Origin of the sequence: Mesorhizobium delmotii, assembly GCF_900149755.1 — a bacterium.
Classification (GTDB): domain Bacteria; phylum Pseudomonadota; class Alphaproteobacteria; order Rhizobiales; family Rhizobiaceae; genus Mesorhizobium; species Mesorhizobium delmotii.
Genome location: NZ_FUIG01000048.1, coordinates 1 through 21,203, shown reverse-complemented (window position 1 = coordinate 21,203; position 21,203 = coordinate 1). Strand labels below are relative to the sequence as shown.

The 21,203-nt window shown below is 61.6% G+C and carries 21 protein-coding genes; 10 read left to right on the top strand and 11 right to left on the bottom strand.

Features of this window, described 5'->3' with window-relative positions:
* The first annotated feature begins 105 nt into the window (after nt 1-105).
* Nucleotides 106-2,805 carry an endonuclease gene (locus tag BQ8482_RS38410; RefSeq protein ID WP_165848760.1) on the top strand — a complete coding sequence of 900 codons (2,700 nt, stop codon included), beginning with the start codon at nt 106-108 and terminating at the stop codon, nt 2,803-2,805.
* 248 nt (nt 2,806-3,053) lie between these two features.
* On the opposite strand, the gene BQ8482_RS29460 is transcribed toward BQ8482_RS38410, so the two are convergent.
* The 5 genes from BQ8482_RS29460 to queC form a co-directional block, all read right to left on the bottom strand.
* On the bottom strand, nt 3,054-3,533 hold the full coding sequence (locus BQ8482_RS29460; protein ID WP_123150838.1) for a ProQ/FINO family protein: 480 nt from the start codon (nt 3,531-3,533) through the stop codon (nt 3,054-3,056).
* Nucleotides 3,534-3,822: 289 nt separating this feature from the next.
* A complete protein-coding gene (locus BQ8482_RS38405) occupies nt 3,823-3,981 on the bottom strand; it encodes a hypothetical protein (protein ID WP_165848759.1) in 159 nt (52 codons plus the stop codon).
* Between the two features lie 41 nt (nt 3,982-4,022).
* Nucleotides 4,023-4,757, bottom strand: a complete 735-nt coding sequence (gene queE / locus BQ8482_RS29455) for a 7-carboxy-7-deazaguanine synthase QueE (protein ID WP_123150815.1) — start codon at nt 4,755-4,757, stop codon at nt 4,023-4,025.
* Entirely contained in the window at nt 4,754-5,110 is a 357-nt protein-coding gene (queD, locus tag BQ8482_RS29450; protein WP_123150814.1) for a 6-carboxytetrahydropterin synthase QueD, read from the bottom strand. The genes queE and queD overlap by 4 nt, the downstream gene beginning before the upstream one ends.
* Nucleotides 5,110-5,808, bottom strand: coding sequence for a 7-cyano-7-deazaguanine synthase QueC (queC, locus tag BQ8482_RS29445; RefSeq protein WP_123150813.1), 699 nt, complete (start codon nt 5,806-5,808; stop codon nt 5,110-5,112). The genes queD and queC overlap by 1 nt, the downstream gene beginning before the upstream one ends.
* An 81-nt stretch (nt 5,809-5,889) precedes the next feature.
* On the opposite strand from queC, the gene BQ8482_RS39670 reads away from it, so the two are divergent.
* From BQ8482_RS39670 to BQ8482_RS29430, 3 genes are all read left to right on the top strand, one after another.
* Nucleotides 5,890-6,105 (top strand): hypothetical protein, encoded by a 216-nt coding sequence (locus BQ8482_RS39670; RefSeq protein WP_123150812.1) that lies wholly within the window; start codon nt 5,890-5,892, stop codon nt 6,103-6,105.
* Nucleotides 6,106-6,288: 183 nt separating this feature from the next.
* Nucleotides 6,289-7,470 (top strand): extracellular catalytic domain type 1 short-chain-length polyhydroxyalkanoate depolymerase, encoded by a 1,182-nt coding sequence (locus BQ8482_RS29435; RefSeq protein ID WP_123150837.1) that lies wholly within the window; start codon nt 6,289-6,291, stop codon nt 7,468-7,470.
* A 245-nt stretch (nt 7,471-7,715) separates the two neighbouring features.
* Nucleotides 7,716-7,976, top strand: coding sequence for a DUF982 domain-containing protein (locus BQ8482_RS29430; RefSeq protein ID WP_165848758.1), 261 nt, complete (start codon nt 7,716-7,718; stop codon nt 7,974-7,976).
* 44 nt (nt 7,977-8,020) lie between these two features.
* Here the strand turns inward: BQ8482_RS29430 and BQ8482_RS29425 are convergent, their stop codons facing one another.
* A complete protein-coding gene (locus tag BQ8482_RS29425) occupies nt 8,021-8,293 on the bottom strand; it encodes a hypothetical protein (RefSeq protein WP_133254860.1) in 273 nt (90 codons plus the stop codon).
* Between the two features lie 32 nt (nt 8,294-8,325).
* Between BQ8482_RS29425 and BQ8482_RS29420 the strand changes: the two genes are divergently transcribed.
* From BQ8482_RS29420 to ald, 3 genes are all read left to right on the top strand, one after another.
* A complete protein-coding gene (locus tag BQ8482_RS29420; protein ID WP_425294147.1) occupies nt 8,326-10,212 on the top strand; it encodes an ABC transporter ATP-binding protein in 1,887 nt (628 codons plus the stop codon).
* A complete protein-coding gene (locus BQ8482_RS29415) occupies nt 10,212-12,104 on the top strand; it encodes an ABC transporter ATP-binding protein (protein ID WP_123150808.1) in 1,893 nt (630 codons plus the stop codon). Before BQ8482_RS29420 ends, BQ8482_RS29415 begins: the two co-directional genes overlap by 1 nt.
* A gap of 472 nt (nt 12,105-12,576) precedes the next feature.
* Nucleotides 12,577-13,692 carry an alanine dehydrogenase gene (gene ald / locus BQ8482_RS29405; protein ID WP_123150806.1) on the top strand — a complete coding sequence of 372 codons (1,116 nt, stop codon included), beginning with the start codon at nt 12,577-12,579 and terminating at the stop codon, nt 13,690-13,692.
* Nucleotides 13,693-13,938: 246 nt separating this feature from the next.
* Here the strand turns inward: ald and BQ8482_RS29400 are convergent, their stop codons facing one another.
* From BQ8482_RS29400 to BQ8482_RS29390, 3 genes are all read right to left on the bottom strand, one after another.
* Nucleotides 13,939-14,634 carry a class I SAM-dependent methyltransferase gene (locus BQ8482_RS29400; protein WP_123150805.1) on the bottom strand — a complete coding sequence of 232 codons (696 nt, stop codon included), beginning with the start codon at nt 14,632-14,634 and terminating at the stop codon, nt 13,939-13,941.
* A gap of 212 nt (nt 14,635-14,846) precedes the next feature.
* Nucleotides 14,847-15,044, bottom strand: coding sequence for a hypothetical protein (locus BQ8482_RS40740; RefSeq protein WP_165848757.1), 198 nt, complete (start codon nt 15,042-15,044; stop codon nt 14,847-14,849).
* 142 nt (nt 15,045-15,186) lie between these two features.
* Nucleotides 15,187-16,272 carry an HPP family protein gene (locus BQ8482_RS29390; protein WP_123150804.1) on the bottom strand — a complete coding sequence of 362 codons (1,086 nt, stop codon included), beginning with the start codon at nt 16,270-16,272 and terminating at the stop codon, nt 15,187-15,189.
* A 458-nt stretch (nt 16,273-16,730) separates the two neighbouring features.
* Here BQ8482_RS29390 and groES point away from each other — a divergent pair, with 458 nt between their 5' ends.
* Both groES and groL read left to right on the top strand, forming a co-directional pair.
* A complete protein-coding gene (groES, locus tag BQ8482_RS29385) occupies nt 16,731-17,027 on the top strand; it encodes a co-chaperone GroES (RefSeq protein WP_123150803.1) in 297 nt (98 codons plus the stop codon).
* A gap of 66 nt (nt 17,028-17,093) precedes the next feature.
* Nucleotides 17,094-18,746 carry a chaperonin GroEL gene (gene groL / locus BQ8482_RS29380; protein ID WP_123150802.1) on the top strand — a complete coding sequence of 551 codons (1,653 nt, stop codon included), beginning with the start codon at nt 17,094-17,096 and terminating at the stop codon, nt 18,744-18,746.
* 430 nt (nt 18,747-19,176) lie between these two features.
* On the opposite strand, the gene BQ8482_RS29375 is transcribed toward groL, so the two are convergent.
* Nucleotides 19,177-19,467, bottom strand: a complete 291-nt coding sequence (locus BQ8482_RS29375) for a hypothetical protein (protein WP_123150801.1) — start codon at nt 19,465-19,467, stop codon at nt 19,177-19,179.
* 103 nt (nt 19,468-19,570) lie between these two features.
* Here BQ8482_RS29375 and BQ8482_RS29370 point away from each other — a divergent pair, with 103 nt between their 5' ends.
* The gene (locus tag BQ8482_RS29370; protein WP_123150800.1) at nt 19,571-19,987 is read left to right on the top strand and encodes a hypothetical protein; all 417 of its coding nucleotides are present in this window, start codon (nt 19,571-19,573) and stop codon (nt 19,985-19,987) included.
* A 735-nt stretch (nt 19,988-20,722) separates the two neighbouring features.
* Here the strand turns inward: BQ8482_RS29370 and pmtA are convergent.
* The coding region (gene pmtA / locus BQ8482_RS29360; protein ID WP_123150798.1) for a phospholipid N-methyltransferase PmtA at nt 20,723-21,203 on the bottom strand (481 nt) is incomplete at its 5' end.

The window sequence follows — 21,203 nt, the reverse complement described above, 5'->3', positions numbered from 1 at the left end:
TGTAGCGGTTTAGCCGACCATCTGCACAACGGTAACATTTCCGTCGTTTCCGACGACTATAGGTTGCGCATCACTTCTGATTCGGGGGACCAGATGGCGGATTCAGTGCAAGAAGCAAATCTTTCGTTCGAGCAGCAAATGGCGGTGGAACGGCCCGACGCCGGCCCCGTGCCCAAGAGCGCTGCGAACTGGGGCATCAAGGATCTGGCCATCCTGCCCGGTGATGTCCAGAAGACCCGACGCCTTCGCAGCCCGAAGTTCGAAGGTCTGCCGGCCGACGCCAGCACCATGTTCGAGCAGCTGTCCGTCACCCTGGAACAGGTTGTCGGCTCCAACGATCTACGCCCGGCCTGGTGGCTGGAGGAAGGTGCAGCTCGCTCGCGCGCCGTCTGCAAGACCGACGCTTCTGGTGTCGACTACAAAGGGCGCTCCGGCACCTGGAGCGGGTCCGGTTTTCTGGTCGCGCCGGGTATACTGTGCACCAACCATCACGTCCTCAACAGCAAGGAGGTCGCCGCCCGCAGTCGCGCGCTCTTCGATTTCGCGGCTCTTACCGACGGGAGTGTGCGACAGGTCTCAACTTTCCGCCTGCGTCCCGATCTCCTTTTCTGGACTAGCCCGGTCGTCGCCACCGGCGGCAAGGGCGGTCTCGATGTCACGTTTGTCGCCGTCGAAGGCCAACCCGGCTCGACCTTCGGCAGCATTCCGCTTCTGCGGCAGGCCTTTGTGGTGGCTGACGAAGACAAGCTGAATGTCATCCAGCACCCAAATGGACGCCTCAAGGAAGTCGCGATCCGCAACAACACGGTGGTGTTCCAAAACACCCAGGTCATCCACTACGAGTCCGACACCGAGGCGGGCAGTTCGGGCGCGCCGGTGATGAATGACGGTTGGGAGCTCGTGGCGCTTCACCATGCGGCGAAAGACAAGTCGAACGAAGGCATCAAGTTCTCGGCGATCGCCGCTGCTCTGGAACTCGAGGCACAAACCGGCAACGCAGATGCGGCGCGGCTTCTCGAACTTTTCGCGGGCACGGATGAACTGGCCGGGTTCTTCGGCACCCTCGGTCGCGCGGTTGTCCAGAACGACAGCGGTATGGAGCGGGTCGTCGATGCCTACAACGGCGACGATCAGGATCTCGATATCGGATTCTGGAACATCGAATGGTTCAACAAGCGCTGGCAGGACAAGCTTGATTCCGTCGCGCGTATCATTGTCGAAATGAACCTCGACGTCTGGGTGTTCGTGGAATCGAGCCTCGAAGCAACCGAGGCTTTGGCCCGGCATTTGGAAACCAGCTATCAGACCAAGTCCTGGGGGGTGCTCGCCAGCCAGGACGCCGCTTCGGAGCGACAGATCACGACGGTAATGTGGAACAAGAGCTCGGTCGGGGTGGCGGCGAAAACCTGGCCTGAAAAGGTCGAGCGCTGGTTCCAGGTTGACAGCCGTCAATTCGATGATCTCGGCCTCGAGGCCGTCCACGGCAAGGTGTTCGACCGCTATCCGGCGCTGTACGAGGTGACGGCGAAGATCCACGGCATGGATTCCACGTTCAACCTCGTCCCCATCCATCTGAAGGCCAAGGACGAGGGCAGCCTGCGCCGGCAGATGGCGGCGCGCCTGCTCGCCGAAGCTGTCGCCGAGCTCGCCCAGGACCCCGGCTTCGACAACGACTGGATCATCGGCGGCGACGCCAATGCGACCTTGGCGTCCGGAGACCTCGACGCGCTGACCTCCGTCGGCCTGACCGCGCTTACCGCACAAGATGCTTCGGACAAGCAGATCACCTACGTCAAGGCGCCCTTCAAGTCTCTGATCGACCATGTCTTCATCTCGCCCAATCTCGTGCCGGACGGCCGGGATTTCATGATCGTCGCGCTCGACCGAACCATCGACCGATTCCTGGAAGTCTCCGATCACCGCCCGATCCTCTTGCGTCTGGCCGCCACAGCGCCAGCGGATGCCGCGCCGTCCGTCGGCCAGCCATTGACCGAAGACGAGGCGCGGCGCCTGTCGCGCGGTCTGCGCCGGCGCAACGAGCCGGCGGCCGGGGCTCGGACACTGGCGGAAGCTCGGGCACGGCTTGCCGACAGGAGCACCTACTATGACGCGGCCGCCGATGCGGTGGTCCGCGAGGCGTATTGGACCGGGATTTCGGCGGGTACGGCGGGCTTCACCCAAACAGTGGCCGGGACTCTGAAGCAAACCCACACCACGCCCTTAAACTACGAGCCTTCAAAGCACGTCTATCCGTGGGTCGACGTCCGTCCGAACGCGATGGTGCAGAGCATCTATTCCGGCTTTGAAGCCACACCCGAATACTTCATCCAAGCCGACGCCGAAGTGGAGATGGAAGCAATTCTGGAAGCGCAGTTCCAGTACAATTGCGAGCATGTCGTGCCGCAAAGCTGGTTCGGCAAGAAGGAGCCGATGCGCGGCGACCTTCACCATCTCTTCTCGTGCGAGCCGCGCTGCAACAGCTTCCGCTCGAACTACCCGCTGGTCCAGCACGAGTTCGAAAGAACGATGCAGGATTGCGGGCGGGTCGAAGACGACGCCTTCGAGCCCAAAGGTGGGAAGGGCGCAGTTGCGCGGGCGACGCTCTATTTCATGCTCCGACATGCCGGCTATGTCGGCAGGCGCTATGCCGGCCAGCGGCTGAAAACACTTTTGGCCTGGCATGCACAACATGCTCCCGACGAGTGGGAAAAACATCGCAATGCGGCGATCTACGTCCTTCAAGGCAATCGAAATCCGCTGATTGATTTCCCCGAGTGGGCCCTGCGCCTGCAGTTCGAAGGCTGACGAAATGGATCATGTCGGGGAGCACACGCGCTTGGGAAGTGGCTGGGACATTCCAGTGCCGGACAAAGATTGAGCTCCAAAACCGCTATCGACATTGCCGAGGGAAACAGAACGGCTGGCGATCACCTCCAGAACAGGCCGTCCCGCACCAGCGCCTTGGCGCCGGTCCAGCCGAATTCGGCGCGCGCTGCGCGAGCGGATCACCGGCACCTTCCATGTCTGCTCCCGTGAACATCGCTCAGCGGCGATCAAGCCATCGGCCTTCGGAATGACCGGCGACGCTTCGTCTCAACGACTATTCCGGTCGGGCTGTCGGCCGTATTCTTCGCCTTGAACACGGTCGTTTGCTTCGGTTTCGGTTTGGGTGGCGCTTCAGGCTCTGCCCTTGGCTCCGGCGTTTGCTTGGTCTCTTGCTTGTCCTTGCGAGCGCTCAGCAAAGCCTTGGCGGTCGCCGCGTCCTCATCCGAGACCTCGCCGGCGGGCTTGCCATCGAGATCGACCCGCGCGGCGCCGGCATCCAGTCTCGCCAAGTATTTGGCCATCCTGGTATAGGCGAGCAGGGCTCTCCTCAATTCATCATCAGACAGTTCGCCGTCAAGCACGCGAATGTCATGATGGATGCCGATCTTGAGCGGCCTGGGCGCTTTCGGATTGAAGGCCGCAGGCCACTTTGCTGATAGATGGCGGAAAAGCTGTGCGGGCGATTTCCCTCGGCTAGCGGTCGACATGATCAAGCCTCGCCCGATTTGTTTTAGTTTCCCAATTCGGACCTTCGTAGCACCCACATATGCAATTACTATGGAAAAATGGGTATTGAGGGCAAAGCAGCGGGCGCTCACGCCTCCCCATTCGGGCAGACGAAGCGCCTGGTGTCAGCGGAAAACGCTTTTGCCCCATCTCTCCGCCAGCCCCTCAACCGTTGGCAGCGTATCTGAAACGCTGGCAACGAAAAAGATTCCACGGCCCTCCGCCGAGCGCCCGTCGGCGAGTAGGACGCCGAAAGCGTCGCGGCACCCCTCACCCGTCGGCCGTTCCGTCGTACCAGGTGAGCTTCTCGTAGCGCGAAAGCTGCTCACGCGACCGTTTCGCGATCTCGGCCCCGCCGTCCTGGGACAGGAAACCATGCGAATGGTTGGCAAAACGGTTCCGCCGCAGCCGGCCCTCGTACCGTTGCATATCGGATGACGGGCTAATCTCAGCCCCTGCAATCATAGGGACTAGACGCCCCTTTTGTTGCCCCAGAGCAGAACATGAAGCTGCGGCAGCACGCGGGCATCAAACCACCTGTCGCGGGTCACCTCTTCGACCAGCCATTCCATGCGTTTCATTACGCCGTTCATATCGATAGGCGCGTTTTCGTCACCGGGGCGCGGCGGCGTGTGATTGCCGGGCTGCAGATACACCGGCAGTCGCGGATAGCGCGCGGCGGCATCTCTGGCATAGGCATAGTCCGTGTCGTCGAAAACGACGAGCTTGAGCGCGATTTGCGGCCTTCCTCGCGCCGCCTCGACGCAAGCGTCGAACGCAGCCCAATCCGTTGCCATTTCGCTTGACGGCGGTTTTGGGCTGAGAACCAGTACGTCAAGCTCGGCAAACCAGTTCCTGGCAACGGAACCTTGGGTTTCCAGCGCAAAACGGTAGCCGTCGCGATGCCCTCGATCGAGCAGCGCGCCGAGCGGCTGAATCGCCGGATTGCCGCCTGAGAGCGATACCATTACCGGCCGGCCGCCGGAAAGCGCAACGACCTTTTGCCAGAGCGCATCAGTGGACATCATTTCCCATTCATGGCGAAAGCGGCTGTCCACGGCATACAAGCTGTCGCACCAGGAACAGCGATAATCGCAGCCGCCTGTCCTAACGAATACCGTCGGCAGGCCGATCAGCATGCCTTCGCCCTGGATCGTCGGCCCGAAGATCTCGCTCACGCGAATTGCCGTATGGGGCGCGGTCATGGCCGGTATTCCGCCCAGGTTTTCGGCGTTTCGCTCACGCGCACGGCCGAGGTTTCGGGTAGCTGCGCCTTGCACCAGTCGTAGAAGTGCTTGGCCAGACATTCCGCCGTGACATGGTCATTTCCCAGAACATCGTTGAGATGCCGGTGGTCCAACGTCTCGTCTATATAGTGCTTGAGTGCCGCCAGGTCGTGATAGTCTCGCACGAAGCCATGTTGGCTCAATTCCCTCGCCGAAAGCTCTACTTGGACGATGTAGTTGTGCCCGTGTAGACGGGCGCACTGATGCTCGCGCGGCAGTGAGGTGAGCTGATGCGAGGCCGAGAAGTGAAATTCCTTGGTGATGCGGTACATCACGCCCTCCTGGCCTGAAGGGCGTCGAGCCAGAAGGCGGGATCCTCGTAATCGGTGGGATCCGGGTACCCTGCCACGTGGAACGCCTCGCGCCGCTCGACGCAAGTGCCGCACCGCCCGCAGTGACGCTCGCCACCCTTGTAGCAGGACCAGGTCTGGGCAAATGGCGTGTTGAGCCTTGCTCCGTCCGCCACAATCTCGGCTTTCGACAGATTCACGTAAGGAGCGTAAAGGCGAATCTCGGCATAGCCGTCCAGCGCAAGATCCTGCATCGCCTGGAACGCGTCGATGAAGGCCGGACGACAATCGGGATAGATGAAGTGATCCCCTCCATGTACGGCCGTCGCCACCGCGTCGGCCTTCTGCGCAGCGGCGACGCCGAAGGCAATCGCCAGCATGATGGCGTTCCGGTTTGGCACCACGGTGATCTTCATCGTGTCTTCGGCATAATGCCCGTCCGGCACGTCCAGATCGTCGGTCAGCGCTGAACCGGAAAGGCTGCGGCCAATTTCGCGGATGTCGATGATCTTGTGCGGGACGTTCAGTCGCTTCGCACACAGGGCAGCAAAGTCCAGTTCCTTCCTGTGCCGCTGGCCGTAATCGAAGGATAGGAGGCCGGCAAGATCGTGTTCCGTCGCCACCTTGTGAGCAAGCGAAACGGAGTCCAATCCGCCGGAGCAGATGACAAGAGTTTTCATGCGTTTTGAGTCCTTGTTTTGACCGGGTAGGCTGCGACCGGAGATTTCTCTACGCTCCCTTTAGCCCAAGGAGTCAGTTTTGTGAATGGGCGGCGTGGGAGCGACCCGACGGACGCTGCGCAACGCATCATGTATCAGGCTTGGGAAGCGACCAGTCGCAGCAAGCGTAATACGCTGGCCAAGAAAACGCTCAAAATCTGGCCGTTGTGCGCGGAGGCCTATGTGCTGTTGGCCGAAGAAGAGGGGGGTCTGTCGAGGAAGTGCTGGACTGCTATCAGATGGCCTCGCGGCGGGTGAAGAGGAGGCCCTCACCCGCGGGGTTCGGCAGCCCCCGTCTGGCGGAAGCGGGAGGTGACCTGGAGGCGCTACGCAACCGTTCGAATGAAAACTTGTTATTGTGCAGTGCAGCAACGATATCGCTGCATGTGCGTTGTGCGCAGCGCTGCCGCCATTTTGGCGGCCGAAACAAGGAATACCGATTTGCGAAAAATCTCCGACACGATCACCCGCCTTGCGGCATTGCGCGCCGGTCCGGGTTTTCAGAGCAATGGCCAAGGCCACGATCGGTTATCGGATCTGGGCGATTTCGGCTCCAATCCGGGCGCCTTGCGGGCGAGAATCTATGTTCCGGATGATCTGCCTGAAGCGGCGCCTCTCGTCGTGGTGCTGCATGGCTGCACGCAGACCGGGGCTGGCTACGACGATGGCTCCGGCTGGTCGCAACTTGCCGATCAGGAAGGTTTTGCCCTGCTATTTCCCGAGCAGCAACGCGCCAACAATCCCAACCTGTGCTTCAACTGGTTCGTGCCCAGCGATACAAAGCGGAACGGCGGAGAGGCCCTTTCCATCCGCCAGATGATTGAGGCGGTTGTCGTCGAATATGGCCTCGACCGTGGACGTATCTTAATCACCGGCCTCTCCGCCGGAGGCGCCATGACATCGGTGATGCTGGCTTGCTACCCGGAGGTTTTTGCAGGCGGCGCGATCATCGCCGGCCTGCCCTACGGGAGCGCAAAGACAATCCCTGAGGCCTTCGACCGCATGCGCGGTCATGGCGCGCCCTCTGAGCGGCAATTACAGAAGGCCCTGCGCGATGCCTCGCCGCACAAGGGTCCTTGGCCTTCTATATCGGTCTGGCACGGCTCCACCGATCAAACCGTAGCTTCTTGCAACGCTGATGCCATCATTGCCCAGTGGCGGGCCATTCACGGGCTCGATGCACGTCCTACCCGATCAGAAACGGTGGATGGGCATCGACGGCACGTCTGGTGCAATGCCAAAGGGCAGGAACTGATCGAGGAATATCGCATCGCCGGAATGGGCCACGGTACGCCACTTGACACGGCCGGCGACGCCGCGCTGGGCGCTGTGGGACCGTTCATGCTGAACGTCGGTATCTCCTCTACCCGGCATATCGCGCGCTTCTGGGGAGTAGCGAAGCCGTGTGTAGAGCGAGATGCGAAGGTCAAGCCGGCAAGAGCCAACAACGAGTCGCTCGCGGCCAGTTTCGCGCGCGCTTTCTCGACGCCCAAGGTTGGGGTTCCCAATGTCCCTCACTCTGAGAAACGTGCAAACACCCCACCTTCTCAGAAGCCCGACTCCGCCGCAGGGCTACGAAAAGTCATAGAGGAGGCCCTGCGATCGGCAGGCTTGATGCACTAGCGAATCGCCGAAACAACACCATTTTCAGGACCGCACGGTCAGCAAAAATGTCGTTGTCGAGCCTATCCCTGTAGGCCTGGCATGGATTTGGCCCCGGTTCGGCAGGTGCCAGCAAGACATTTTGTTGCCTTTTCGAGAATGATCGGCATTCTCGCCACGGATTCGGCAGGCCGGGCTTGGTCGGACCATCCGGACGATTTCTTTCAAGACCGTTGGTGAACTGAGGGAAGCTCTTGGCGGGCGATTTGGATGCGAAGCGTTGGAAGAGCTATGTCCGTGTGGAATTGGGCGGGCGCGACAAAAGGATCAATATCCCTTCCACCCGAGCGGCGGCCGAGTGTCTTCTGCGCAGCTGGCCGACGGACTGGGGGCCGCGCCACAAGCAGGCCCGCGAAGCCTGCATCGCGGTCCTGAAGGGCGAGCAGCCGCCCGAATTTGCGCGACAGGCTTTCGTCGAGGCCGCCCGCGAGGCCGGAATACTGGTCGTGGGCGTTTTTCCCGGCTGACACGTCTTAGGGAAGCGAGGCAAATCGCACGTCAATAGCGAGAGCTAAACCGTCTTGGAGTCCGCGTAAGAGTAGTGGCTGAGCTTGAAATATCCGAACTCGAAATAGGCGTTGCCGCATGTCGGCCCGAGCTCCCATGGCTCGGAGAGCGGCATCGAAGGTCTCGACGCTATCTGCGGACGAATTTCGTGGCCGAGATGTGAGGCGCTCGCCGCGCCGGGGTGCCTTTCGCGGACGATCGCGACGACCAATGGCTGCACGCCTTTCAGGCATAGTGCGATGCCGCCATTGGCCCCTTGAACGGTCAACTCGGACACGCGTAACATCGCGGCTTCATTCGTCCGGGCTAATGTCCGGATTGGTTTGGGTATTTCCCTTGCGTACGGATGCAACCAGCGGCGCGGCGAAGCGCGGCAAATCGTTTGTCCATGTGGCGGAAGCCTCCTGGGGCAAAGGCCTCAGCACCCTGCTGCGTATCGTGCGAATGACGCTGCGCCATCCCTGGCAAGTCGCCATCACCATCGTTTCGACCTTCATTGCCGCGACGCTGCAGCTTTTCATTCCACGCTTGCTGGGACGCGCCATCGACCAGGCGCAGGGCGTCTTGACTGCTGGTGCTGGTCCTGCGGCAGAGCACGCGCTGTGGACCACGGCGCTCACGCTGCTCGTCGTCAGCATCCTGCGCGGCCTCTTCACTATGGCGCAGAACTACTATGGCGAGGCCGTCGGCCACCGGACCGGCTATGAACTGCGGCTGGCTTTCTATGAGAAGATCCAGCGCCTGAGCTTCTCCTTCCATGACCGGGTCCATACCGGCGATCTCATCACGCTCGGCCTGCTCGATCTCGACGGCGTGCGCATGTTCTTCTCCACTGGCATCCTGCGCGTCGTGCTGCTCGGCGTGCTGATCGGCGTCGGCGCTTATCTGCTGATCAGCACCGATCTCGTGCTCGGGCTGCTCAGCCTGAGCTTTGTGCCGTTCGTCGCCTGGCGGTCCTCGGTCACGCAGCTGGCGCTGCGCAGCACCTGGCTGACGTTGCAAGAGCGGCTGTCGGTGCTGAGCCGGGTGATGGATGAGAACCTCGGTGGCATCCGTGTCGTGCGTGCTTTTGCGGCGCAGCGGCATGAGCTGGAAAAGTTCGACCGCGCCAAGCAGGATGCGCTGGACCTCGCCAACCAGCGCGTCGGCATCCGCGTCAGCAACACGAGCGCCATGAACTTCTCGTTCCTCGCCGCCATGGGCTTGGTGCTCTGGTTCGGCGGCCAGAAGGTGATTGCGGGCCAGATCAGCGTCGGCACGCTGGCCCAATTCCTCACATTCATGACCATCTTGCAGATGCCAGTGCGCCAGCTCGGCCTGATGGTCAATTCATTCGCCCGCGCTTCGACCTGCGGCACGCGTCTGTTCGAACTGCTGGACACCGAACTCGATATCGAGGACGCGCCCGACGCCAGGGATCTTGTCGTCACCGACGGTGTGCTGCGCTTCGACGATGTCGGCTTCCGCTACGCGGGCGCTGGCCGCCCGACGCTATCCGGGATCTCCTTCGAGGCAAGATCCGGCCAAACCATCGGCATTGTCGGTCCGCCCGGCAGCGGCAAGTCGACCATCGCGCACCTGATCCCGCGCTTCTACGATGTGACGTCAGGTGCCATCACCATCGATGGCCAGGACATCAGCAAGGTCACGCTGCAATCGCTGCGCAAGGCGGTCGGCGTGGTGCAGCAGGACGCATTCCTGTTCACCACCTCGATCGAGAACAACATCGCCTACGGCAATCCATGGGCGCGCGAGACCCGCATCGGGCAAGCCGCCGAGTATGCCCAATTGCACAACTACATCATCGGGCTCCCGGCGGGCTACACCACAGTCGTTGGCGAACGCGGCGCGTCGCTTTCCGGCGGCCAGCGCCAGCGCCTGACCATCGCCCGCAGCCTGATGCTGCGGCCATCGGTGCTGGTCTTCGACGATTCCACTGCTGCCATCGACGCCGGCACCGAGCAGCGGATCCGGGCAGCGATGAAACGCTTCGCCAAGGACCGCGTGACGCTCATCATCTCGCACCGGCTGAGTTCACTGATGCATGCCGACCAGATCCTGTTCGTGGAGGGCGGCCGGATCGTCGAGCGCGGCACGCATGAGGAACTGCTGGCGCTCGGCGGACGCTACCGCGCCCTTTACGACCTGCAGCTGCGGCCGGACGATGACCGACCCGTCGTAACGGGAGCCGCGTGATGTCGACACATAGCGGCAACGAGAAGGAAGACACCAGCGGGCGGCCGACAAAGGCGGTCGTCGGCTCGCACCGCGACGAGGAAGAAGTCTTCGGCAAGGCCTATGATCCGCGCATCCTGCGGCGCATCTGGAGCTTCGTGAAACCCTATCGGGGCCGGATTTTCATCTCGGTCGCCGCGGTCCTGGTGTTCACGCTGACGCAGCTGGCGATCCCGCTGGTCATCCGCTATGCCATCGACCACGGCATGGCGGCGGGCAGGCTCGACCGGTGGGTGATGATCTGGGCGACGGGCGCCTTCGCGACGATCATCCTTATCAACTACGGCGCCAGCTATGTGCAGGAGAGCGTCGTCGGCAAGGTGGCCGAAAACGTGCTCTCCGACCTGCGCCGCGCCATGTTCAGCCACCTGCAGCGGGTCTCGCTGAGCTTCATGGACAAGACCGAGGTCGGCCGGCTGATGTCGCGCCTGCAGGGCGACGTGAATTCGATGCAGGAATTCCTTGAAACATCGGTGATGTCGGTGGGCGACATCTTGCTGTTGTTCGGCATCGTCAGTGTCCTGCTCTGGCTCGATTTCCGGCTCGGGCTGCTGACGCTGTCGACCATGCCGGTGCTGTTCATCGTGCGCCTGTTCTGGCTGCCGCGCGCCAAGGTCGCCTTCATGGCGGCGCATGAAACCAACTCGATCGCCAACGGTGCGCTGGCTGAAGGCATCCATGGCGTGCGCACGGTACAGAGCCTGGAACGCCAGCATGTCAATTTCGATCTTTATGACGAGAAGGTGCTGGCCAATCTCAATGCCCATCTGAGGTCGGCCAGGTATGCGCAGGTGATGGTGCCGATCGTCGACACGCTGACCGGGTTCGCCATGGCGACAGTCATCGTCGTGGGCGGCTCGATGGTGCTGTCGCACAGCCTCGACATCGGCGTCATGGTGGCGTTCCTGTTCTACATCCAGCGCTTCTTCGACCCGATCCGCTCGCTCACCATGCAGTACAGCGTCATGCAACGCGCCATGGCCTCAGGCCAGCGCATCTCCGAAGTGCTCGACGTGCCGGTGGACGTCAGCGACAAGGACGGAGCGGTTAGACTGTCGCGCGACATGGACGGCTCGGTCGAGTTCAGGAACGTCACCTTCGGATACCGGCAGAACCTGCCGGTGCTGAAGAACGTCTCCTTCCACGTCAATCCGGGCGAGACCGTAGCACTGGTCGGCCCGACCGGATCGGGCAAATCCAGCTCCATGGCGCTGGTGCATCGCTTCTACGATGTCTGGTCGGGTCAGGTCCTGGTGGGCGGGCATGATGTCCGCGACCTGACGCAGGATTCGCTCGGCGAGCAGGTGGCGATGGTGCTGCAGGAGCCGTTCCTGTTCTCAGGAACGGTGCTGGAGAACATCCGCTATCATAAAACCGGGGCCAGCCGCGAGGACGTGGTCCGCGCCGCACTGGCCGTCGGCGCGCACGACTTCATCGAGAACTTGCCTGATGGCTACGACACCGAACTCGAGCAGCGCGGCGGCAACCTCTCGCTCGGCCAGCGCCAGTTGATCAGCTTCGCGCGCGCGCTGGTGGCGGACGCCAAGATCCTGGTGCTTGACGAAGCCACGGCCAGTATCGATTCCTACACCGAGATGCTGATCCAGAAGGCGCTGGTGAAGCTGCTCGAAGGCCGCACCGGGCTGGTCATCGCCCATCGGCTGGCCACCATCCGCGGCGCCGACCGCATTATCGTCCTGCAGAACGGCGAGATCGTCGAAAGCGGCAACCACGAGCAATTGATGGAAAGAAAGGGCCTCTACGCCCGCCTCTACAACATGAACTACGCTTCGTTCGACGACACTTCCGAGGAAGAGATGGGAATGGACGCAGCCGTCGGCAAAGCGACGTGAGCAGGACTCGCGGAGCCGGACAGATAGCAACTGCCGCCTGCTGCTAAGTGGAAGTAACGACCGTGCACAGAGATTCTGACTGTCTGGCGTTGGCTTTGGGAGGCGAGGTAGTGGTGAGAGAAACCCCACCGCCGCCGAAGCCGTAAATCGCCGTCCTGCACTTCGCCAGCATGAGCGGCGACGCCGAGTAGGAATATTTCGCCAAGCCGTCTTTCATAGCAATGGCGATTCAAGCCAGACTCCATCTGGGTGCGCGCATCCGCCCATCCTTCTGCAATGCCTCGAGAATGGCGATATCGATCCTGTCGAGCGGCATTGTTCGTGTATCCTGCGAAAATGCAGCTATTCCGCGCAACAAATGTCGAAACTTGCCCTTTCGCGCAGGCGAATTCGCAAACACGTCCGCAACGATGTGTGGTTCACTCCACCAATTCAGGGAACGAGCCCACAGGGCCGGATCAGGAGAAACAAAATGCGCGTCGGCTGCCCTCGGGAAATCAAGAACCACGAGTACCGCGTCGGCCTGACGCCGGGCGCGGTGCGCGAATATTCCGCGCATGGCCACGAAGTTCTGGTCGAGACGGGCGCGGGCGCGGGCATCGGCGCCGACGACAACGCATATCGTGCCGCTGGTGCAACGATCGCCGGGACCGCGGCCGACGTGTTCGCGAAGTCGGACATGATCGTCAAGGTCAAGGAGCCGCAGCCCAGCGAATGGGTGCAGCTGCGCGAAGGCCAGATCCTCTACACCTATCTCCACCTCGCGCCGGATCCGGAGCAGACCAAGGGTCTGCTCGCCTCGGGCGTCACGGCAATCGCCTACGAGACCGTGACCGACGACCGCGGCGGACTGCCGCTGCTCGCCCCGATGTCGGAAGTCGCAGGCCGCCGGTCGATCCAGGCCGGCGCGACCGCGCTGCAGAGGGCCAATGGCGGCCGCGGCGTGCTGCTCGGCGGCGTGCCCGGCGTGCTGCCCGGCAAGGTCGCGGTTATCGGCGGCGGCGTGGTCGGCCTCAATGCGGCCAAAATGGCCGTCGGCCTCGGCGCCGACGTGACCATCCTCGACCGCTCGATCCCACGCCTGCGTCAGCTCGACGACATCTTCAACGGCCGCGTCCACACCCGCTATTCGACGGTGGAAGCGCTCGAGGACGAATGCTTCTTGGCCGACATCATCGTCGGCGCGGTGCTGATTCCGGGTGCGGCCGCTCCCAAGCTGGTGACGCGCGAAATGCTGTCGGGCATGGAGAAGGGCGCGGTGCTGGTCGACGTCGCCATCGACCAGGGTGGCTGCTTCGAGACCTCGCACGCCACCACCCACGCCGACCCGACCTATGAGGTCGACGGCATCATCCACTACTGCGTCGCCAACATGCCGGGCGCCGTGCCGGTCACCTCGGCGCATGCGCTCAACAATGCGACGCTTCACTACGGCCTGCAGCTCGCCAACAAGGGCATCAAGGCGATCCTCGACGACCACCATCTGCGCAACGGCCTCAACGTCCACAAGGGCAGGATCACCAACCGCGCCGTGGCCGAAGCGCTCGGCTACGAAATGGCCGAGCCGAAGGCTGCCCTAGCCGCCTGATATTTCCAGGCCCGAAGTTTCCTCCTGCCTCGCCCGCCGGTCCGTCCGGCGGGTTTTTTTCTTGGCGATGATTGGCAAGAGGGGGTCCCGACACGAAAGTGGTGAATCTGTCCGACATTTGAGAACGGATATGGAACACTGCGCTTGACGGCGTAAAAGGCTGATTTTCCACCTTGAGTGCGCCGTTTGCGGGACAAGATGAAATCTGCTGCGGGAATCACTGTATCTCGACCAATCGTACGGGGTTCATAATTTCACGGCTGAGAAAAAGATGAATCGTGGCTTGGTTCTCAGGCTATTGTATGCATCTGGGAAGAGAGACTGGGCGCGCGGATCGGGTTGCGGTTCGCTCAGCACATCGATCTGAAAACCGGTCGACTTGAGAGCGTCAAACGTGGCGTGGAGTGGCCGATGCCAGAAGCGCATTTCGATATCCCTTCGGTCGCGCTTCCACGTCTCGTTGAAACTATAAGTTTCGAAGTAATTGTCGCGACCGGCTGACTGGTGATCCATGAAAGGGTGGTGTGTGGAGAACACCAGACGGCCGCCGTCGGACAGCAGACGGTTGAACTCTACGAGAGGCAGAGACCAGTCGGGCAAATAATGCATGACAAGCGAAGCTAGGATCAGATCGAAAGCGCCATCTTCAAAGGGCAACACCTCGTTGAGGTCAGCTAACAACAATCGCGCGCGCCCTCCAAGGCGACGTTGCGCGATCTCCAATAAGCCCGCACTCGAATCGATACCCGTCAGTATTGCCCCTCGATCAAGGAGAGCTGCGGCATGCGCTCCACCACCGCATCCCGCATCGAGCACCCGGTGTCCGTTGACATCGCCAACCATCGACAGAATTGCTGGCCGCTCGTAATAGGCATTCCAAGCGTTGTCCTCATTGTCTGCTTGATAGGCGGTTGCAAATGCATCGTAATTATTCTCAACCATTCATGCTTTCCTTATGTACATAACTGCTTCCTACCAACTTAGGTTGGCTTTATAGAATTCCCGCTCCCGCAAACGCCCATTCTGGCCGACTTTTGAGAGCGGACGCGGAATTATGCTGGTTTGACAGTAGAGGCGGCTGATTTTCTCGGCTTTGAGCGCTTCGTAGAGTGCGGTCTTGCCAATCTTCACGCGATCGGCAGCTTCGCGGACATTCAGACCGGCCGCCAGATGCTGGCGGGCCTTTGCGAGCTTCTCCGATTACAACCGCTTGGCGACCACCACTCCGGCCCCGCTCTTCCGCCGCTTGCAAACCGGCCCGGCACGTTCGCTGCCGGTTCTTCTTCTTCCGGGATGACGATCTTGCGCAAACCCTCAAAAGCGCCGCGCACCAGCGCCATTTCAACGGCCATGGCATCATCGGCCGTTGTAAGCGCGACGGTGGGAATTGCGGGCTTTCTCATCGCGACCCGATCTCTACTCAAACAGGGTTCGCCCCTGGATTGGATGCGCCTGTCGGCAAAAGTTCCCGAACCTGCGATGTTCGGAGGGCCGCTATGCCAATGCTTTGAGCGGCGACTTGTCTGCCACCTGCACGCGCGCCGCCGCCGCCAGCAGGTCGGTCTGGGTGATCAGGCCGAGGATGCGCCGCTCGGCATCGACGATGACAACCGCATGGCTGCGGCCGTCGGTGAGCACGGGAAGCAGGCTCATCGCCGGCGTCTCGGGCGAGGCGGTGCCCGCCTTCGAGATCACGCCCTTCACCGTTTCGGTCGTCTGCGTCAGCTCGCGCAACCCCACGGCACCGGCCAGCCGGCCGTCCGCATCGACCACCGGCAAGGCGCGGATGTTGTGGTCGAGAAGCTGCTTTCGCGCCTCGGCGGCGGTGGCAGTTTCCGGCAGCGAGATCACGTCGCAGGACATGATGTCCCGGCAAAGCAGCGTTCGGTGCGAGCGCACCATCGCCTGCAACTCGACCTGGTGCAGCAGCCTTTCGAGGTCGTCGCGGCCAATGTCGAAGGTTTCATCCAAAGCGGCGAGCGCCGCATCGACGTCCTCGGGCCGGAAGCCGACACGCTCTACCGGCGGCCTGTCCGCGGTGCGGTGATTGTTTGCGGCGGCCAGGTGGACCTGCGGATAGTTGCGCCGCGACAGAAGGTGGAAAATAAAGCCGAGCGCCACCAGTACGGCCGAATTCAGCGCCACCGGCACGAACGGGAACAGGAAGCCGGCGCTGACCACGGCCGGTCCGCCGAGCACGGCAGTCAGCGCCGCAGCACCGCCCGGCGGGTGCAAGCAGCGCGTGAACGACATGGTGGCGATCGCCAGCGCCACAGCGAGGCCCGACGCGATCACCGGATCGTGCACGAAATGCGCCACTGTCACGCCGACCAATGCAGAGATCGAATTCCCGCCGATAATCGACCAGGGTTGCGCAAGCGGGCTCGACGGCACAGCAAAGAGCAGCACGGCGGAGGCGCCCATCGGGGCCACCAGCAGCGCCACATGCGGGCCGCCGCCCATGGCGAGCCCGCTGATCACGCCGGTGAGCGCAATGCCAATGGTGGCGCCGATGCAGGCGAGCAGCCGCTCGCGTAGCGTCGCACCGGCAAGGATCGGAACAAAGAGGCGAAAGGCCATTTGTAAGCCCTGGGGCGAGGTGGAATTCTGCGCTGTTCGAAATGCCGCCGAAGCCATGGATTTGAAAGTCAAACCAATCCGAATATTCGCGGCCAGTGGGAATATTATTGCGCGCACCGGTTTGTGCGGTCGCCGCCAACGGCTGGTGCTTTTTCAAATCGCGTCAGAGCCTGGGCACGGAGATACTTCTACTGGAATGGATAGTATCGACTTCTCGACCTTCCGGAGGACGAGCGACTGGCAGGAGAGATGCAACAGGGCTTCCTCCTCACGTAAAGGGGTCGGTGCTTCCGCGCCGATTCCAAAACTCTTTTGCTCTTCGCCGGCCCCCTGGTCCGCCTTGACTTGTACGAGCCTACGGCCTATTGCACCGCCACGCTAGCACTCGCCACTGGCGAGTGCTAACCGCACTCCGGCAACGGAGAACCGTTCAACATCCGCACCAGGGACATCCAAAAATGGCAAAGTCGAATTTCCGGCCGCTGCATGACCGCGTGGTCGTTCGCCGCGTCGAGTCCGAAGCAAAGACCGCCGGCGGGATCATTATTCCCGACACCGCAAAGGAAAAGCCGCAGGAAGGCGAGATCATCGCCATCGGCTCCGGCGCGCGCGACGAGGCGGGCAAGCTTGTTCCGCTCGACGTCAAGGCTGGCGACCGCATCCTGTTCGGCAAGTGGTCCGGCACCGAAGTGAAGCTCAATGGCGAAGACCTTCTGATCATGAAGGAAGCCGACATTATGGGCATCATCGGCTGACACGCAGCCGCCTTTCATCCGCACCATCCAATCTGAATTTCGGGCGAAATGCCCTGGAGCAAAATAATGGCTGCTAAAGACGTAAAATTCTCCCGTGACGCCCGCGAGCGCATGCTGCGCGGCGTCAACATCCTCGCCGATGCGGTGAAGGTGACGCTTGGCCCCAAGGGCCGCAACGTCGTCATTGACAAGTCGTTCGGCGCCCCGCGCATCACCAAGGACGGCGTCACCGTCGCCAAGGAAATCGAGCTCGAGGACAAGTTCGAGAACATGGGCGCGCAGATGGTCCGCGAAGTCGCTTCGAAGACCAACGACATCGCCGGCGACGGCACCACCACCGCGACCGTTCTGGCGCAGTCGATCGTGCAGGAAGGCCACAAGGCCGTTGCCGCCGGCATGAACCCGATGGACCTGAAGCGCGGCATCGACCTGGCCGTCACCGAAGTCGTCGCCCACCTCGTCAAGAACGCCAAGAAGATCAAGACCTCGGAAGAAGTTGCCCAGGTCGGCACCATCGCCGGCAATGGCGATGCTTCGGTCGGCTCGATGATCGCGGAAGCCATGCAGAAGGTCGGCAATGAAGGCGTCATCACGGTCGAGGAAGCCAAGACCGCCGAGACCGAGCTCGAGGTCGTCGAAGGCATGCAGTTCGATCGCGGCTATCTCTCGCCCTACTTCGTCACCAACCCGGACAAGATGGTGGCCGAGCTCGAGGATGTCTACATCCTCCTGCACGAGAAGAAGCTCTCGAACCTGCAGGCCATGCTGCCGATCCTCGAGGCTGTCGTGCAGACCTCGAAGCCGCTGGTCATCATCTCGGAAGACGTCGAGGGCGAGGCTCTGGCCACGCTGGTCGTCAACAAGCTGCGTGGCGGCCTGAAGATCGCTGCCGTCAAGGCTCCGGGTTTCGGCGATCGCCGCAAGGCAATGCTTGAGGACATCGCGATCCTGACCGGCGGTCAGGTCATCTCCGAAGACCTCGGCATCAAGCTCGAGAATGTCGGCATCAACATGCTCGGCCGCGCCAAGAAGGTGTCGATCTCCAAGGAGAACACCACCATCGTCGACGGCGCTGGCAAGAAGGCTGAGATCCAGGGCCGCGTCGCCCAGATCAAGCAGCAGATCGAGGAGACCACCTCGGACTACGACAAGGAGAAGCTGCAGGAGCGTCTCGCCAAGCTGGCCGGCGGCGTTGCCGTCATCCGCGTCGGCGGTGCGACCGAAGTCGAAGTCAAGGAGAAGAAGGACCGCGTTGACGACGCGCTGAACGCCACGCGTGCAGCCGTTGAAGAAGGCATCGTGGCCGGCGGCGGCGTCGCGCTGCTGCGCGCTTCGCTGGCCATCAAGGCCGAAGGCGTCAACTCCGACCAGACCGCTGGCATCGCTATCGTCCGTCGCGCCCTGCAGGCTCCGGCCCGTCAGATCGCAGCGAACGCGGGCGCCGAAGCCTCGATCGTCGCCGGCAAGATCCTCGACAACAAGGACGCGACCTACGGCTTCAACGCCCAGACCGGCGAATATGGCGACATGATCGCCATGGGTATCGTCGATCCGATGAAGGTCGTGCGCACGGCTCTCCAGGACGCGGCATCGGTCGCCGGCCTGCTGGTCACCACCGAAGCCATGATCGCGGAGGCTCCGAAGAAGGAGTCCGCTGGCGGCATGCCGGGCGGCATGCCCGGCGGCGGCATGGGCGGCATGGGCGGCATGGGTTTCTAATCCAACCTATCAGTCTTCAGATACGGAAAGGGCGGCGGCAACGCCGCCCTTTCCTTTGGCACGACCTTGGTTCAAAATCGATCGGCGCGAACGCCCGCCCATCGGTGCGCAATTTCAAAGCTGTCTTCGCCGCATGGTTGCCGACGGCGGTGTCCAGAACGTCCACAAGGAATTCTCCAGTCAAGGACACCCTCCGGGTGCAGCGCATGAACTCTGTGCAAGAGGCTGAGGGCAAATTCCTGTGCTGACTTCTCTCGGAGCCATCGCCGAACTCCATTCTTGGCACCTGCCGTTGGGCGTTCAGCGGCCGCGAAGCAAAGAGTAGTGAAAAGGTCAGACATTGCGATGGGCCGACCCGGCACCACGGGCCCACCGCATGCGAACAATACGATCGAAGCACCAGCCCGAAGCGTAGCCTCGATCGGCACTTCTAACGGGAGGTGAAATCCAGGTCCATCAACAGCATGAATCGGTCACCTGTGATCGATTCAGAAAACGCGTTGGACACGCCTGATATACTCAGGGAACGTGGGGTATGAACAGGGGCGGCCACCATCTTCATTGCATTGTGAATCTTCTGCGGCTGCGCGATGGGCACAACAAAGGCGGCTGTGCGGGCCATATGATCGTCGTGGCGATCGCACTGAAAGCAGGACAGGAGATCGAGAGCGCGGGCCGGGACGTCGGCGGTGAGCCGCTGGCGTCGTGGCTTCGAAGACATCAACGTCTTCGAAAACCGTTGGAGAAGACGTGGGGGCGGGTGGACGGACGCGTGCGATCGGCCTAGACGACATTCGCACCTCCCCAAGTCCGCCGAGAGCACTATGAAGCAGCAACGACCCTTTGTCGTCGAGATCAAACAGAAGCGTGGGCTCGTGAACCGGCCACAGTCAATCTGGGCCGGCATCGACCTGGCCGCCATCACGAACGATGTCGCGGAAGCCAAGATTGAAGTTAACGCTGGCGCGCCGATTTTTCCTTGTGAAGATAGCCGTTCTCAGCCCATGGCCGCCATTGGTGAAGCAGTACCCGATGTCAAGGACATGGTCATGCCCGACGTATCGCTTCCTAAGCCGCCGAGGGTTGAAGATGCGCCGATTCCGGAGGCATCGAACGCACCGACTGAAGGCAGACGGACTCGCAAGAAGAAGCGCTGGCAGAAAGATGTTTCTCTGCGGCTAGGTGAACGATGGAAGCGGCGCCTGCCATGGGTGCTCCGCCATAACCGAGCTGCGCCGTAGGTCAACTGCGCCAGGATTGAAGCTGCCCTTGTCGAACTGTTCATGACAGGCCGGCAGCGCATTTGATCAGCCGCTCTCCCGTTTGAGGACGGGCACGAAGCCGGGTTTGACTGCGGAGAGGCTGCCGCTGGCGAGCATGCCATCTGCTTAGAACGTTTTCGTAGCCGGTGAATTGAGTAGTTGCACACCTTCCAAGCGGCGCCTTTTTTCCAAAGAGCCCTCTTTGTCTTCGCTAAATAGCCGAAGTTAAATTTCGAGCGTTTCGGCTTGCCGGAAATTAGGGTCTCGGTGGATAAACCCGCATGGCTTTTGGGGTGCTGCAGGAAGACCGATGCGCGGGCGTGGATGGATCAAGGCGTTGCGTCAGGACGAGGCTCGGCAGGCGCGTGCGCGCGTTGCGGAACTGGAGCGCGACCTCATAGCTGCCACACCTCAAGGACGCCATCGACGTTTCGAAGCCGGACATGAACTTCGCAATGCGAAGTTCCGCCTGGCGCGTCTCGAGGAATGCATCTCCGAAATACCGGAGAAATATAGGCGTTAGCGGAAGCTTCGCCGCTCTCAATGCTTTTAGCCGAACATCATCTCGCTGCTGCGATCAAATCGATCCTCACATGCGGAATGGAAGGCGGTCCGGCTAGGGCGCGAATGGCTGGCCCCAGCACCAAGTTCAGGCGGCTTTGTAGTCCTGTACAAGCATTCCGAAAGCCCACCTGTTGCCCGCGTCGCCTGTGGTCACACTGCTCGTTGATAGGTCCAGAGTTGTGCGGGGGGAACATTGCGAACGACGAAATCATAGTGAGAGACGATGTAACGGTCGGGCATTTTGAGCACCGGTGACAGAAGACCGTAGGTGATTTGGATCACAGGTCGCCCGGCAGGGATTCGTGCAAGCAAATCCTCGAGCAGTGTGAGGCGCTGTTGCATCGGAAAGCTCAACATCGGCACTGCGCTTATGACACAATCGAATTTTTCCCGGCGCTCCCCCAGGGTTTGTTCCAGGGCAAACGCATTGCCCAAGCGGAAATCCACTCCCGGAAAGCGTCGCACCAGGCCATCATAAAAATCCTTGGAATATTCGACCGAAGTCACCCGATGCGGTTGGATGCCTCTTTCCAGGATGGCCCTGGTGATGACACCAGTCCCGGCACCAAGCTCCAAAACCGGCAATCCAGAAAGCGGGTTGACCACACTAGCCATGCGGCGCGCCGCATGG

Coding starts and splice junctions, on each gene's coding strand:
- BQ8482_RS29460 (WP_123150838.1), bottom strand. CDS start 3,533: ATGTCGACCGCTAGCCGAGGGAAATCGCCCGCACAGCTTTTCCGCCAT.
- BQ8482_RS38405 (WP_165848759.1), bottom strand. CDS start 3,981: ATGCAACGGTACGAGGGCCGGCTGCGGCGGAACCGTTTTGCCAACCAT.
- queE (WP_123150815.1), bottom strand. CDS start 4,757: ATGACCGCGCCCCATACGGCAATTCGCGTGAGCGAGATCTTCGGGCCG.
- queD (WP_123150814.1), bottom strand. CDS start 5,110: ATGTACCGCATCACCAAGGAATTTCACTTCTCGGCCTCGCATCAGCTC.
- queC (WP_123150813.1), bottom strand. CDS start 5,808: ATGAAAACTCTTGTCATCTGCTCCGGCGGATTGGACTCCGTTTCGCTT.
- BQ8482_RS29420 (WP_425294147.1), top strand. CDS start 8,326: ATGTCCGGATTGGTTTGGGTATTTCCCTTGCGTACGGATGCAACCAGC.
- BQ8482_RS29415 (WP_123150808.1), top strand. CDS start 10,212: ATGTCGACACATAGCGGCAACGAGAAGGAAGACACCAGCGGGCGGCCG.
- ald (WP_123150806.1), top strand. CDS start 12,577: ATGCGCGTCGGCTGCCCTCGGGAAATCAAGAACCACGAGTACCGCGTC.
- BQ8482_RS29400 (WP_123150805.1), bottom strand. CDS start 14,634: ATGGTTGAGAATAATTACGATGCATTTGCAACCGCCTATCAAGCAGAC.
- BQ8482_RS40740 (WP_165848757.1), bottom strand. CDS start 15,044: ATGGCCGTTGAAATGGCGCTGGTGCGCGGCGCTTTTGAGGGTTTGCGC.
- BQ8482_RS29390 (WP_123150804.1), bottom strand. CDS start 16,272: ATGGCCTTTCGCCTCTTTGTTCCGATCCTTGCCGGTGCGACGCTACGC.
- groES (WP_123150803.1), top strand. CDS start 16,731: ATGGCAAAGTCGAATTTCCGGCCGCTGCATGACCGCGTGGTCGTTCGC.
- groL (WP_123150802.1), top strand. CDS start 17,094: ATGGCTGCTAAAGACGTAAAATTCTCCCGTGACGCCCGCGAGCGCATG.
- BQ8482_RS29375 (WP_123150801.1), bottom strand. CDS start 19,467: ATGTCTTCGAAGCCACGACGCCAGCGGCTCACCGCCGACGTCCCGGCC.
- BQ8482_RS29370 (WP_123150800.1), top strand. CDS start 19,571: ATGAAGCAGCAACGACCCTTTGTCGTCGAGATCAAACAGAAGCGTGGG.